At 68.3% G+C, this 13,924-nt stretch carries 13 protein-coding genes; 6 read left to right on the top strand and 7 right to left on the bottom strand.

Annotation, left to right across the window (positions count from 1 at the left end; all coding sequences use genetic code 11):
* The first annotated feature begins 8 nt into the window (after window positions 1-8).
* The 3 genes from ACLNGM_RS20900 (at window position 9) to ACLNGM_RS20890 (ending at window position 3,525) form a co-directional block, all read left to right on the top strand.
* Window positions 9-1,472, top strand: a complete 1,464-nt coding sequence (locus ACLNGM_RS20900; RefSeq protein WP_416356427.1) for a CpaF family protein — start codon at window positions 9-11, stop codon at window positions 1,470-1,472.
* Window positions 1,469-2,470: a type II secretion system F family protein gene (locus tag ACLNGM_RS20895; RefSeq protein WP_090961666.1), complete on the top strand. Its 1,002-nt coding sequence runs from the start codon at window positions 1,469-1,471 to the stop codon at window positions 2,468-2,470. The genes ACLNGM_RS20900 and ACLNGM_RS20895 overlap by 4 nt, the downstream gene beginning before the upstream one ends.
* Window positions 2,471-2,535: 65 nt before the next feature.
* Window positions 2,536-3,525: a type II secretion system F family protein gene (locus ACLNGM_RS20890; protein ID WP_090961663.1), complete on the top strand. Its 990-nt coding sequence runs from the start codon at window positions 2,536-2,538 to the stop codon at window positions 3,523-3,525.
* Between the two features lie 77 nt (window positions 3,526-3,602).
* On the opposite strand, the gene ACLNGM_RS20885 is transcribed toward ACLNGM_RS20890, so the two are convergent.
* Complete coding sequence (locus ACLNGM_RS20885; RefSeq protein ID WP_416356426.1) at window positions 3,603-4,484, bottom strand: tetratricopeptide repeat protein; 882 nt, start codon at window positions 4,482-4,484, stop codon at window positions 3,603-3,605.
* A gap of 98 nt (window positions 4,485-4,582) precedes the next feature.
* Here ACLNGM_RS20885 and ACLNGM_RS20880 point away from each other — a divergent pair, with 98 nt between their 5' ends.
* From ACLNGM_RS20880 to ACLNGM_RS20870, 3 genes are all read left to right on the top strand, one after another.
* On the top strand, window positions 4,583-5,965 hold the full coding sequence (locus tag ACLNGM_RS20880) for a leucyl aminopeptidase family protein (protein WP_416356425.1): 1,383 nt from the start codon (window positions 4,583-4,585) through the stop codon (window positions 5,963-5,965).
* A gap of 73 nt (window positions 5,966-6,038) precedes the next feature.
* Entirely contained in the window at window positions 6,039-6,389 is a 351-nt protein-coding gene (locus tag ACLNGM_RS20875; RefSeq protein ID WP_090961655.1) for a MarR family transcriptional regulator, read from the top strand.
* Window positions 6,386-7,249 carry an NlpC/P60 family protein gene (locus tag ACLNGM_RS20870; RefSeq protein ID WP_416356424.1) on the top strand — a complete coding sequence of 288 codons (864 nt, stop codon included), beginning with the start codon at window positions 6,386-6,388 and terminating at the stop codon, window positions 7,247-7,249. The genes ACLNGM_RS20875 and ACLNGM_RS20870 overlap by 4 nt, the downstream gene beginning before the upstream one ends.
* On the opposite strand, the gene ACLNGM_RS20865 is transcribed toward ACLNGM_RS20870, so the two are convergent.
* Genes ACLNGM_RS20865 through ACLNGM_RS20840 form a run of 6 tightly spaced genes read right to left on the bottom strand, consistent with a single transcriptional unit; the run spans window position 7,250 to window position 13,894 of the window.
* Complete coding sequence (locus ACLNGM_RS20865; RefSeq protein WP_416356423.1) at window positions 7,250-8,191, bottom strand: 2-hydroxyacid dehydrogenase; 942 nt, start codon at window positions 8,189-8,191, stop codon at window positions 7,250-7,252.
* 5 nt (window positions 8,192-8,196) lie between these two features.
* Window positions 8,197-8,847: an NUDIX domain-containing protein gene (locus ACLNGM_RS20860; RefSeq protein ID WP_416356422.1), complete on the bottom strand. Its 651-nt coding sequence runs from the start codon at window positions 8,845-8,847 to the stop codon at window positions 8,197-8,199.
* Window positions 8,844-10,499, bottom strand: coding sequence for an ABC transporter ATP-binding protein (locus tag ACLNGM_RS20855; RefSeq protein WP_416356421.1), 1,656 nt, complete (start codon window positions 10,497-10,499; stop codon window positions 8,844-8,846). Before ACLNGM_RS20855 ends, ACLNGM_RS20860 begins: the two co-directional genes overlap by 4 nt.
* Window positions 10,500-10,514: 15 nt before the next feature.
* Window positions 10,515-11,573 (bottom strand): cation diffusion facilitator family transporter, encoded by a 1,059-nt coding sequence (locus ACLNGM_RS20850; RefSeq protein WP_416356420.1) that lies wholly within the window; start codon window positions 11,571-11,573, stop codon window positions 10,515-10,517.
* Window positions 11,574-11,580: 7 nt separating this feature from the next.
* Complete coding sequence (locus ACLNGM_RS20845) at window positions 11,581-12,804, bottom strand: ABC transporter permease (RefSeq protein WP_416356419.1); 1,224 nt, start codon at window positions 12,802-12,804, stop codon at window positions 11,581-11,583.
* Between the two features lie 4 nt (window positions 12,805-12,808).
* Window positions 12,809-13,894 (bottom strand): microcin C ABC transporter permease YejB, encoded by a 1,086-nt coding sequence (locus ACLNGM_RS20840; RefSeq protein WP_090961640.1) that lies wholly within the window; start codon window positions 13,892-13,894, stop codon window positions 12,809-12,811.
* Between the last annotated feature and the right edge of the window lie 30 nt (window positions 13,895-13,924).

The following is a 13,924-nucleotide window of genomic DNA, read 5'->3' as shown; positions in this document are numbered from 1 at the left end:
GAGGGAACATGTTCGGAAAGCGCGGACCCGATACACCGGCCAAGGCTCCCGCGCCGGCCGTCGCGCTCGCAGCCGTTCGCGCGCCGGCCGCGGCGCCGACACCCCCTGCCGCCGCGCCCGCTCCCATGCGACGCGCACCGGAGGCGGCGCCCGCGCCGGCGCCGGCCGCCAAGGTTCGGCCCGACAGCTACTACGAGACGAAGAGCAAGGTCTTCGCGGCGCTGATCGACACGATCGATCTCAGCCAGCTCGCGCGCCTCGAGACCGAGGCGGCGCGCGAGGAAATCCGCGACATCGTCAACGACATCATCGCGATCAAGAACTTCGCGATGACGATCGCCGAGCAGGAGGACCTGCTCGCCGATATCTGCAACGACGTCCTCGGCTACGGCCCGCTGGAGCCGCTTCTGGCGCGCGACGACATCGCCGACATCATGGTCAACGGCGCCCGTCAGACCTTCATCGAAGTCAACGGCAAGGTGCAGGAAGCCGGCGTGCGCTTCCGCGACAACCAGCAGCTCCTCAACATCTGCCAGCGCATCGTATCCCAGGTCGGGCGCCGCGTCGACGAGTCCTCGCCGATCTGCGACGCGCGCCTGCCGGACGGCTCCCGCGTCAACGTCATCGCGCCGCCGCTCGCGATCGACGGCACGGTGCTCACCATCCGCAAGTTCAAGAAGGACAAGCTCACCCTCGACCAGCTGGTCGGCTTCGGCGCGATCTCGCCGGAGGGCGCGGAGATCCTCCAGATCATCGGCCGCGTGCGCTGCAACGTCGTGATCTCCGGCGGTACGGGCTCGGGCAAGACGACGCTCCTCAACTGCCTGACGCGCTATATCGACGAGGACGAGCGCATCATCACCTGCGAGGACTCGGCAGAACTCCAGCTGCAGCAGCCCCATGTCGTGCGCCTCGAAACCCGCCCGCCCAACATCGAGGGCGAGGGCGAGATCACGATGCGCGACCTCGTCAAGAACTGTCTGCGCATGCGCCCCGAGCGGATCATCGTCGGCGAGGTGCGCGGCCCGGAGGTCTTCGATCTCCTGCAGGCCATGAACACCGGCCATGACGGATCGATGGGCACGATCCACTCCAACTCGCCGCGCGAGTGCCTCAACCGTATCGAATCCATGATCGCCATGGGCGGCTTTTCGCTCCCCTCGCGCACGGTGAAGGAGATCGTGACCGGCTCGATCGACATCATCGTCCAGGCCGCGCGCCTGCGCGACGGCTCGCGCCGCATCACCCACATCACCGAGGTGCTGGGCATGGAAGGCGACGTCATCACCACGCAGGACCTCTTCGTCTACGACATCCTCGGCGAGGACTCGCGCGGCAAGCTTCTCGGCCGGCACCGCTCGACCGGCGTCGGCCGTCCCGCCTTTTGGGACCGCGCGCGCTATTACGGCGAGGAGCAGAGGCTGGCCCGCGCGCTCGACGCTGCCGAGGTCAAGGGCGCGGGGCCGCAATGATCGTCGGCCTTCTCTTCGCGCTTCTCGTCGCCGTCTCGCTCGGTGCCCTGACCTATGCGATCCTGGAGCCGAGGCTTCAGACCGAGAAGAACGCCCGCAGCCGTCTCGGTCTCTACAAGCAAAGCGAAAGCGAGGCGAACGCCAAGCGCGTCGCGCGTGATCGCCTCCAGGAAGTAGCCAAGCGCCGCAAGTCGATCCAGAGCTCGCTCGACGAGCTTGACGGCAAGCAGCGGGCCCGCAACCGCCACACCCGGAACCTGTCGATCGAGCGACGCATGACGCAGGCCGGCCTGAAGCTGTCGATGCGCAGCTTCGTCCTGGCCAGCATCGGGCTCGGCTTCGTCATGATGCTGGTCACGCTCATCATGGGCGCACCGCTTCTTCTGGCCGTCGGCCTCGGCTTCGTCGGCGGCTTCGGCGTGCCGCGATGGGCCCTGACGTTCCTGCGCAAGCGCCGGCAGAAGAAGTTCACCGAGGAGTTCGCCAACGCCGTGGACGTCGTGGTGCGCGGCATCCGATCCGGTCTGCCTTTGAACGACACGCTGCGCATGGTCGCCTTCGAGACGCCCGAGCCCGTCCGTTCCGAGTTCGCCCGTGTCGTGGAAGGTCTGCAGATGGGCCTGTCGATGACCGAGGCGGTGGAGCGGCTCTACCAAAACATGCCGCTGCCCGAGACGAACTTCTTCGCCATCGTGGTCTCGATCCAGAGCCAGGCGGGCGGCAATCTCGGCGAGGCGCTGTCCAACCTGTCGCGCGTTCTTCGCGAGCGCAAGCGCATGAAGGGCAAGATCCAGGCGATGTCGATGGAGGCCAAGGCGTCCGGCGCGATCATCGGCGCCCTGCCGTTCATCGTCGGCTTCCTCGTCTACCTGACGTCGCCCGACTACATCTCGATCCTGTTCACGACCTCGATGGGCAACGTCGTCCTCGCATGTGCCGGCTTCTGGATGTCGATCGGCGTCATGGTCATGCGCAACATGATCAACTTCGACTTCTGACGCTCGCACCCGGCGCCGCTCGCGGCGCTGCGCGACGCTCCGTTTTCCCGCAAGGTGCAGCGCCCATGGACGCAGTCCTGAAACTTTTCGGTCTCTCGCCGGAGGCAGCGCTCGGGCTCCTCGTCGCGGTCGCCGTGTTCGCGACCTTCCTGTCGATCGCCCTTCCCCTGATGAGCGGGCGCGAGATGAAGACGCGCATGCGATCGGTGGCGCTGGAGCGGGACGAGCTGCGCGCCCGCGAGCGCGCGCGCATGGCGAGCGAGCGCGATGCCGGGCGGGGCAAGGGGCTTCGCAAGGAGCAGGACCGCTCCTTCGCCGCGCGCGTCGTCGAGAAGCTCGAGCTGCGCAACGCGCTGCTCGACGACGCGATGCTCACGAAGCTCAAGGTCGCGGGCCTTCGCACGCAGCGCGCCACCACGCTCTTCCTGTTCTGCCGCGTGGCGCTGCCGCTGGTCTTCGGCCTTCTGGCCGCCTTCTACATCTTCGGCCTTGGGCTGATGGACGGCTACAAGCTGCCGGCCCGCATCTTCGCCTGCATCTCGGCGGCCTATGCCGGTTTCTACGCACCGAATTTCTATGTGAAGAACCGGGCAGCCAAGCGCGGGCAGTCGATCGGCCGCGCCTGGCCGGATGCGCTCGACCTTCTCCTGATCTGCGTCGAATCGGGCAACTCCATCGAGGCCGCATTCCGTCGCGTCGCCGACGAGATCGGCATCCAGTCGATCGAGCTCGCCGAGGAACTGGTGCTGGTCTGCGCCGAGCTGTCCTATCTGCCGGAGCGCCGGCAGGCCTACGAGAACCTCGTCTCGCGCACCGGCATGGAATCGGTGCGCTCGGTCTCGACCGCGCTGATCCAGGCCGAGCGCTACGGCACGCCGCTCGGCGTCGCGTTGCGCACCATGTCGCAGGAAAGCCGCGACATGCGCATGATGGCCGCCGAGAAGAAGGCGGCGGCCCTGCCACCCAAGCTCACCGTCCCGATGATCCTGTTCTTCCTGCCGGTGCTCTTTGCCGTGATCATCGGCCCCGCCGTGATCCAGATCATGCAGCGTTGAAGCCGAACGACGAAAGGCCCGCCTCCTTGCGGAGCGTGGGCCTCTTCACCTCGCCTTCAATTCGTTTGGTCGACCGCCTAGCCGCGATCCTCGGCAGCCAGTTCCGACCACGTGTTCTTCTGCGACAGCATCTGGCGGAGATAGGCGACGTTGGCCTTCGCCTCGTCCGGGCTGAGCACGGCCGACGCCGTGCGCTCGGCTTCGTCGAAGCGACCCTGCAGACCCATCACGAGCGCCAGGTTCTGGCGCACGCGTGCATCCGCGCCCGGCAGCTTCACGGCGCGTGCGAGATAGGTCTCGGACTTCGGCAGGTCCTTCGACAGGAGGTAGGACATGCCGAGGTTGGAGAGGATCGAGGGTTCGTTCGGCTGAAGCACAAGGGCTCGCTCGTAGAGGACCCGCGCCTTCTCCGGCTGGCCGAGCTGGTCGAGGACCGCGCCTTCCGTCGACATGAGGCGCCAGTCCGGACGGTCCGGCGTCTGGGCCCGGCGGACGGTTTCCAACGCCTTCGGCAGGTCGCCGGCCGCCGCCAAGGCCTTGCCGTAGGCCGCAAGCACGTCGCGATCGTCGGGATGGGCGATCGCCACTTGGCGCATCACGGCCAGCGACTGCTCGTTGCGCCCGGTCATCTGCAGCGCCGAGGCGAAGGCGAGGCCGTTCGCCTTGTCCTTCGGATTGCCCTCGTAGCGTGCGCCATAGGCGCGCACCGCATTCGCCAACTGGTCGGTCGTCATTTCCGACAGGGCCGGTTCGCCGCGCGGCGCGGTGGTGGTGCTGGAGGCAGTCGATGGGCCGATCGAGCCCGTGTGCATGCGCGACGTCTGGTTGCATCCGGCAAGGAGCGCCAGCGTCAGGAAACAGCCTGCCAGCGCCAGACGCCTTGCGCGAGTGCCGGAGCGGGCGTAGGCCCCAGCCTCGAGCGAGGCGGCGGACCGGTTGGAAGGTTCGAAGGCGCGCATGGGTCCCGATCCGGCTGTGCTGTCTGTCGTCAAAGCCATAAATCGTTAACCTTACCGCTCCCTTAATCCTCTGGAGCGCACGCGAGGAACCGTGTGAGATGACCGATCGCCTCCTGTCCGCCGCTCACGACCCCCGCCCCGTCCATCCGGTGGGGGAGGGCGACCTCGGCAGCCTGCCCGCGCCGCTCGGGTCCTGGGCGCAGGCGATGGGCTGGAAGGGGGGCGCGGGCGGCGTCCTCGTGGCTCCGGGCGCTGAGGGTGTACCCGGCTCCGCCGCGCTCGGCCTCGGCGGTGCGGGCGCGAGCCCGGCCGAGCGTGCGCTTCTCGTGGGCGCGCTCGCGAACGCGCTGCCGGCCGGCGACTGGGCGCTCGCCGACGGGCACGGGCTCGACCCGGACCTTGCCGCTCTGGGTTTCCTGATGGGCGCCTATCGCTTCGATCGTTACCGTTCCAAGGCCGGCGAAGAGGGCGCGCGTCTGGCGCTGCCCCAAGGCGCCGACGAGGCGCGGGTGCGCCTGCATGCCGACGCCGTTGCGATGGTGCGCGACCTCATCAACACCCCGACCAACGATCTCGGACCCGACGGGATCGAGGCGGCCGCACGCGCGCTGGCCGAGGAGTTCGGCGCCGCGGTGTCGGTGATCACCGGCGATGCGCTGCTGGCCGAGAACTTCCCGATGATCCATGCGGTCGGCCGCGCGAGCGCCGTCGCCCCGCGCCTCATCGACATGACTTGGGGCCCGACCGACGGCCCACGCGTGACGCTGGTCGGCAAGGGCGTTGCCTTCGATACGGGCGGGCTCGACATCAAGCCGGCGTCCGGCATGCTTCTGATGAAGAAGGACATGGGCGGCGCGGCGAACGTCCTCGGCCTCGCGCGCATCGTGATGGGCGAGAAACTGCGCGTCAACCTTCGCGTCCTGATCCCCGCCGTCGAGAACGCGATCGCCGGCAACGCCTTCCGTCCCGGCGACATCCTGCGCTCGCGCAACGGCAAGACGGTCGAGATCGGCAACACGGACGCGGAGGGGCGGCTGATTCTGGCCGACGCCCTGTCGCTCGCCGACGAGGAGGCGCCCGAGGTTCTGATCGACATGGCGACGCTGACAGGGGCCGCACGCGTCGCGCTCGGGCCGGACCTGCCGCCCTTCTATACCGACGACAAGGCGCTGGCCGCTGCGATCGCCGATGCCAGCGCCGCTGTGCACGATCCGCTCTGGCGCCTGCCGCTCTGGAAGCCCTACACGAAGAACCTCGCCTCCAAGATCGCCGACATCAACAATGTCACCACCGACGGGTTCGCCGGTTCCGTCACCGCCGCCCTGTTCCTCCAGGGCTTCGTCTCGCAGGCGAAATCCTGGGTGCATTTCGACGTCTTCGGCTGGCGCCCGCAGGCCGGGCCGACGGGACCGGCGGGCGGCGAGGCGCAGGCGATCCGCGCGCTCGCGAAAGTTCTGCGCGAGCGCTTTCCGTCCTCTTGAAACGGCCTCAATTCCTCTGTCCTGTGACCGAACCGGCTCCGAAACGAGGGCCGGTTCGGGGTGGGGACCGAGAATGGGCATCGAAATCCGGCCGGCGCAGGCGCTTCGGCTGTTGCATGGCAACGCATTGAAGCAGGCGCGCGACGCGGGGCCTGACCTCACGACGCGGCAGACCGCCATTCTCCTCACCGTCTATCTCGAACCGCCCCCGCACACGGTGCGCGGTCTTGCCGACCGGTTGAAGGTGACGAAGCCGGTCGTCACGCGCGCGCTCGACACGATGGGGCGCCTCGAACTTCTGGAGCGCCGCCGCGACCCGGCCGATCTTCGCAACGTCCTCGTGCGTCGGACGGTGAAGGGCAGCCTGTTCGTATCGCAGATGGCCGACCGGCTGGTCGACGAGGCCGGAGGACTGGCGCGATGACCGTGGCTCTCGATCGGCGCCTCCACGCGGCACGGCCGGACCTTGCCGACGAACGCCTGCGCGGGCGCGTCGAGGCCGACCGCTTCGTGGCGGGCGAACCGGCTCATGTCGATGCCCCGCTCGCCGACCTGCGCCGCTATCCTTCGCCCGACGCGCCGCTCGAGACGCAGGCGCTGCACGGCGAGGCGGTGATGATCTTCGAGGAGACGCCGGAGGGCTGGTGCTGGGTCCAGCTGGAGCGCGACCGCTATGTCGGCTGGATGCCGACCGCCGCGATCCTCTCCGGCCCGGCGCGTGATGCGACCCATCGCGTCTGCGTGCCCCGCACCTTCGTGTTTCCGGGACCGGACATCAAGCGCCCGCCGATGCGCGAGCTGATGCTCGGCGCGAGCGTCGCCGCGCAGGGCCAAGCGACCGACCCCAACGCCATCTACACGCTGATCGCACCGTTCGGCGCGATCGTCTCGCAGCATCTTGAGCCGATCGACGCCGTCGCGCCCGACTTCGTTTCGGTGGCGGAAGGGTTTCTGCGGGTGCCCTATCTATGGGGCGGCAAGTCGCCGTCCGGCATCGACTGCTCCGCTCTCGTACAGCTCTCGCTCCAGCTGTCGGGGATCGAGGCGCCCCGCGACACCGATCTCCAGGCGACATCGCTCGGGCAGGCGCTCGGCCCCGACGAGTCTCTGCGCCGCGGCGACCTCATGTTCTGGCGCGGCCATGTCGGCATCATGGTGGATGCGGAAACGCTGCTTCACGCCAACGCCCATCACATGATGACGGCCGCCGAGCCGTTGGCGTCGGCCGAGGCGCGGGCGCTCGCCAAGGGCTCGCCCGTCACTGTCCGGCGGCGTCTCGGCTGATCAGTAGCCCGCGCTGCGGTCCACGATGTTGTGAAGGCTCTCGCCGCGCCGGTGCGCGGCGATCTGGGCCATGATGATCGGCGCCAGCGCCGCCGGGTCGGAGGAGGCCGCCGCATGCGGCGTCACGAACACGCGCGGGTGGCGCCAGAGCGGGCAGTCGGACGCCAGCGGCTCGCGCTCGAAGACGTCGAGCGAGGCTTCCATCAGCCGCCCGTCGTTGAGGGCGCGCAGGATCGCGGAATCCTTCTGAAGGCCGCCGCGACCGGCATTGATCAGCGAGGGCGTACCGAGCGGCGTCTCGCGCTTCAGCTTCGACAGGAAGCCGTCGTCGATCAAGCCTGTCGTGTCCGGCGTCAGGGGCAGAAGCACGACGAGGATGTCGGCGCGCGAGAGGATCGTATCGAGGCCCGCGTCGCCGTCGAAGCACTCGACCCCCTCGATCGTCTTCGGCCGACGGCTCCAGCCCGAGACCCGAAAGCCCAGCGCCTTCAGCTTCTCGGCCGCGTCGCGCCCGAGTTCGCCGAGCCCGAGGATACCGACCTCGATCTCGGACGCCGCCGGTTGGCGCCGCTCGTTCCAGATCCGGACCGCCTGCTGCGCGCGGTAGGTCATCCCGCGGCGATGATGGTCGAGGACGCGCCAGACGACGTATTCGCTCATGCGCGCGGTGAGGTCGTCCGCCACGATGCGCAGGATCGGAACGTCCGGCAGGGTCTTGTCGCGCAGGATGTGGTCGACGCCTGCGCCAAGCGAGAAGACGGCGCGAAGGTTGGGCAGGTTCGACAGGACGCCCGGCGGCTGCTTCCAGACGACGGCGTAGTCGATGCTGTCGTCCGCCGCGCTCGCGGGGCGCAGCACGATCGTCTCGTCGGGCGCGGCGGCGAGCAACGCCTCCGTCCAGCGCGAGGGATCGAAACCGGTGACGGAAAGAAGGATGCTCACGTGTCTCAGTCCGTTTGCGTCGAATCGGCGAGGAGCTTCGCATGGGCGCGGCCGTGGCGCGCGAACCAATGTGTCGCTGCGACGAGGAACCCGTTCTGCACGGCGCCGCGGTCGACCGCGGCCAGGAGGTCCTCGAAGGGGGCGGCTATGGCGAGGATGTCCTCGTCCTCATCGGCCTTGCCGCCGCGGCCGGAGAGTTGTCCGGTATCGACGATCGCAAGGAAGATCATGGCGAGTTCGTCGGTGAGGCCGGGCGTCGAGAGGATCGAGAAGCAATGGGCGACCGCGCGCGGCACCAGCCCCGTTTCCTCCGTCAGCTCGCGGGCCGCGCCGCTCGACGGGTCCTCGCCCTCGTCGATGCCGCCGGCCGGCAGTTCCAGCGGCGCGGCATGCGGGGTGGCGAGCGCCGCGCCGATGCGGAACTGGCGAATGACCACGATCGCGTCGCGCGCAGGATCGTAGGGGATGACCACCGCACAGCGCCCGCCGCGCACGAGTTCGCGTCGCACGCGGGCGCCTTGCGCGTCGCCGAGCGGCTCGTGGCTGAGCGTCAGGACGTCGAGCGGCCGGAAACCGTCGAAGACGCGCCGTTCCTCGCTGACGGTGAAGTCCAGCGCCTGGTCCTCCAGGCGGGAGCGGTAGGTCGGCGCGCTCACTGAGCGACGTCCTCGCCGGCAGCCGTCTCGATGCGGAAGGCGGCAGCCATCAAGGCCTTGGTGTAGTCGGTCTTCGGTCGCTCGAAGATCTCTTCCGAAGGCCCCCGCTCCACCACCTCGCCGCCCCGCATCACGATCACCTCGTTGGCGAGCGCGCGCACGACCTTGAGGTCGTGGCTGATGAAGAGATAGGCGAGGTCGTGCTTCCGCTGGAGGTCACGCAGGAGGTCGACGACCTGCGCCTGCACGCTCATGTCGAGCGCCGAGGTCGGCTCGTCCAGCATCACGAAGCGCGGATTGAGCACCATGGCGCGGGCGATGGCGACGCGCTGGCGCTGGCCGCCGGAGAACTCGTGCGGGTAGCGGAAGCGCGTCGCGGGGTCGAGACCCACTTCCTCCAGCGCCGAGACGACGCGCGCGTCGCGCTCCGCCTTCGACAGTTTCGGTTGGTGCACCTGCAGGCCTTCCGCCACGATGTCGGCGATGGGCATGCGGGGGCTAAGCGAGCCGTAGGGGTCCTGGAACACGATCTGGATGCGGTCGCGCCAGTCGCGCATCTCGCGCGACGACTTGGTGTCGATCCGTGTCCCGTCGAAGCGGATCTCGCCCTCGCTCGCGATCATCCGGCAGAGCGCGAGGCCGAGCGTCGTCTTGCCCGACCCGGATTCGCCGACGACGCCGACCGTCTGCCCGGCGCGCACGGCGATGTCGATGCCGTTCACCGCCTTCACATGATCGGTGACGCGCCGCATCAAGCCGGTGCGCACCGGGAACCAGACCCTCACGCCTTTGCCTTCCGTGACGAGCGGCGCATTGGCGTTGGCGGCGGGCGGGCGGCCCTTCGGCTCGGCCGCCAGAAGGTGCCTAGTGTAGGCGTGCTGCGGGTTGGCGAAGATTTCGGCCGTCGGTCCGGTCTCGACGATCTCGCCACGATACATCACGCAGACGCGGTCGGCGATGCGCCGGACGATGCCGAGGTCGTGGGTGATGAAGAGGAGGCCCATGTCCCGCTCGGCCTGCAGCCGCTTCAGGAGCTCCAGGATCTGCGCCTGCACCGTCACGTCGAGCGCCGTCGTCGGCTCGTCGGCGATGAGAAGGTCCGGCTCGTTGGCGAGCGCCATCGCGATCATCACGCGCTGGCGCTGGCCGCCCGACAGCTGGTGGGGGTAGGAGCCGAGCCGCTTTTCGGGCTCGCGGATGCCGACCTGATGAAGAAGCTCCAGCGTGCGCTCGCGCGCGGCCCGGTCGGACAGTCCGCGGTGGATCTTCATCACCTCGCCGATCTGGCGCTCGATCGTGTGAAGCGGATTGAGCGAGCTCATCGGCTCCTGGAAGATCATCGAGATCTTGTTGCCGCGAACGCCGCGCAGCGCCTTGTCGTCGGCGGCGATGAGATCCTGCCCCTCGAAGACCACCGCGCCGCCGGGATGGCTGGCGGACGGATAGGGAAGGAGCTTCAGGATCGACAGCGCCGAGACGGACTTGCCAGACCCGGACTCGCCGACGAGCGCCACCGTCTCGCCCTTGTGGATCGCGAAGGACACGCCTTTGACGGCAAGGCTCGTCTCGCCGTTCTGGTGGAAGGCGACCTTCAGGTCGCGTACGTCGAGAAGCGGTGCGCTGGCGTCGGGGCGGGGAGCGATCTGGCTCAAGCGGCTCTCATCCTCTCAGGCCGGACGGGGCAGGGTGCCATGGGCGTGGTCGTGCCCGTGATGCCCATGGTCGTGACGATGTCCGTGGTCATGGGCGTGGTGATGGTGCGCGTGGTCATGACCCGCGTGGTCATGGACGTGGTCGCCGCCGCAGGCGCTTCCGGCATCGGCGCAGTGCCCATGCTCGAGTTCCACCGTCGCGTGCTCGATCCGGAAATCGGCGCTCAGCATCGCCTTCACGCGGCGCACCACGGCCGTCCCGTCGGCGCCCTCGGGCACGCAGACATGCAGCGTCGCGGCGCGCCGGCGCGGCGTGATCATCCAGACATGGACGTGGTGGACGTCCTCGATGCCGGGAATTGCGGCACGTAGATGCCGACCGACCTCCTGGCCGTCGACGCCGGCCGGTGCGCCTTCCAGGAGGACGTGCGCGGATTCGCGAACCAGCCGCCAGGCGTTGGTGAGGATCAGCAGGCAGACGAGAACGGAGAGGATCGGATCGATCTGCGTCCAGCCGGTGGCCAGAATCACCAGCGAGGCGACGATCGCGGCGACCGAGCCGAGAAGGTCGCCCAGGACATGCAGCAGCGCGCCGCGCATGTTGAGGTCTTCCTTGTCGCCCCCGTGGAGCACGAAGAAGGCCGCGATGTTGACGAGGAGACCGGCGACAGCGACGACCAGCATCGGGCCGGCGAGGATCTCGACGGGCTCCGTGAACCGCCGCCACGCTTCGTAGACGATCACGGCGGTGATGCCGAAGAGCACGAGGCCGTTGGAATAGGCGACGAGGATCTGGAACCGGTCGTAGCCGTAGGACCGCTTGGCGTCGGCCGGCCGAAGCGCGAGGCGCGCGGCGGCAAAGGCGAGCACGAGGCCGGCGAAGTCTACGAACATGTGCCCGGCGTCGGCCAGTAGCGCGAGCGAGCCGGAGATCAGGCCGCCCGCGATCTCCGCCAGCATGAAAAGGCCGGTGAGGGCCGCGGCGATACCGAGCCGCTTATGGCTCGCATGCGCGGCATGGTCGTGGTGATCGTGGTCGCCGTGATCGTGCGAATGGCCGTGATGGTCGCTCATGACGCGGTCACCGGAAGCTCTTGCGGGGGTCGAACGCATCGCGCACCGCCTCTCCCACGAAAACGAGAAGCGAGAGCATCAAGGACAGGACCACGAAGCCGGAGATGCCGAGCCAGGGCGCCTGCAGGTTGTTGCGCCCCTGCGCCAGGAGTTCGCCGAGGGACGGCGAGCCCGGCGGCAGGCCGAAGCCGAGGAAGTCGAGCGAGGTCAGCGTCGTGATCGAGCCGTTCAGGATGAACGGCAGGAAGGTCAAGGTCGCGACCATCGCGTTGGGCAGGAGGTGTCGGCCCATGATCGTCCAGTCGCCGACGCCGAGCGCCCGCGCGGCGTTGACGTATTCGAAGTTGCGCGCGCGCAGGAACTCGGCCCGCACCACGCCGACGAAGGCGACCCACGAGAACAGGAGCATGATGCCGAGGAGGATCCAGAAGCCCGGCGGCAGGATCGCGGCGACGATGAGGAGGAGGTAGAGGACCGGGATCGAGGACCAGATCTCGATGAAGCGCTGAAAGAGAAGGTCCACCCAGCCGCCGAAATAGCCCTGCACGGCACCCGCGAAGACCCCGATCACCGCCGAGGCGGCGGTCAGGATCAGGCCGAACAGGACCGAGATGCGGAAACCGTAGATCAGGCGAGCGAGGACGTCGCGCGCCTGGTCGTCGGTGCCAAGCCAGTTCCAGTTGCCGACCGTGCAGTTGGGGTCGTTGACGCCTTGGCTGTAGCGCGCGCAGCGCTCCTCCTCGGAGAAGGTCCAGGATGGCGGCGACGGGGCGGGCGTCGGGATTTCGTTGTTGACGCTCTGGTAGGAGTAGCGGATCGGCGGCCAGATCATCCAGCCGTTGGCGGCGATCTCGTCCTGGATGAACGGGTCGCGGTAGTTCGTCACCGGCAGGAACCCGCCGAAGACCTCCTCCGGATAGTCGGTGAAGATCGGCGCGTAGTACTCGTTCTTGTAGGAGATCAGGATCGGCTTGTCGTTGGCGACGAACTCGGCGAACAGCGTCACGACGAAGAGGATCGCGAAGATCCAGAGCGACCACCAGCCGCGCCGGTTGGCCTTGAAGTTCTGCCAGCGGCGCTGGTTGAGCGGCGACAGGCGGGAGGGCGTGCCGAGGGCGACGACCGGCGGCGCGTTCTGGGCCACGCCGCTCGCGCCCCCTTGCGCCTCGCGCAGCGTCGCGGGCTCGGGCGGGCGATCCTTCGCGTTGCGATCCTCGATCGTGTCGGTCATCGGATCAGACCTCCCGCCGCTCGAAGTCGATGCGCGGATCGATCCAGGTGTAGGTGAGGTCGGAGATCAGCGTCGTCAGCAGCCCGATCAGCGAGAAGATGTAGAGCGTGGCGAAGACCACCGGATAGTCCCGCTTGTAGATGCTCTCGAAGGAGAGGAGGCCGAGCCCGTCGAGCGAGAAGATGGTCTCGATCAGCAGCGAGCCGGCGAAGAAGGCCGAGATGAAGGCGCCGGGAAAGCCCGCGACGATGATCAGCATCGCGTTGCGGAAGACGTGGCCGTAGAGGACGCGGCGCTCGGTCAGCCCCTTGGCGCGCGCGGTCGTCACGTACTGCTTGCGGATCTCGTCGAGGAACGAGTTCTTCGTCAGTAGTGTCGTCGTGGCGAAGGCCGAGAGCGACAGCGCGATCAGCGGCAGCGTCAGGTGCCAGAAGTAGTCGACGATGCGCTCCGGCCAGGAGAGCTGCGCCCAGTTGTCGGAGGTGAGCCCGCGCAACGGGAACCAGTCGAGGAACGAGCCGCCCGCGAAGAGGACGATCAGGAGCACCGCGAAGAGGAAGCCGGGGATGGCATAGGCGACGATGATGACGGCGCTCGTCCAGGTGTCGAAGCGAGAGCCCTCGTGGAGTGCCTTGCGGATCCCGAGCGGAATCGAGATCGCGTAGGACAGGAGCGTGATCCAAAGGCCGAGCGAGATCGAGACCGGCAGCTTCTGGATGATGAGGTCGACGACCGTGGCGTTCGAGAAGAAGCTCGTGCCGAAGTCGAAGCGGGCGTAGTTCCAGATCATCTCGCCGAAGCGCTGCCAGGCCGGCTTGTCGAAGCCGAATTGCTCGTTGAGCCGCTGGATGAACTCGGGGTCCAGCCCCTGCGCCCCGCGATAGCCCGACGTGTCGCCGCCCTGCGCGGCCATGTCGCCGCCGCCGCCGCCGAGGCGATCGGCCGCGCCGCCGCCCTGACCCTGCAGCCCGGCCACGATCTGCTCCACCGGCCCGCCCGGTGCGAACTGAATGACCACGAAGGACACGGCCATGATGCCGAGCAGGGTCGGGATCATCAGGAGCAGACGTCGGAGGATGTAGGCTGCCATTCAGCGGTCCCGTTGTGCGAAAGCGTCGGT

It is taken from the genome of Aureimonas phyllosphaerae (genome assembly GCF_047943035.1).
Taxonomy (GTDB): domain Bacteria; phylum Pseudomonadota; class Alphaproteobacteria; order Rhizobiales; family Rhizobiaceae; genus Aureimonas; species Aureimonas phyllosphaerae.
The sequence above is the reverse complement of the archived record's forward strand: the minus strand, read 5'-3'. Positions and strand labels throughout refer to the sequence as shown.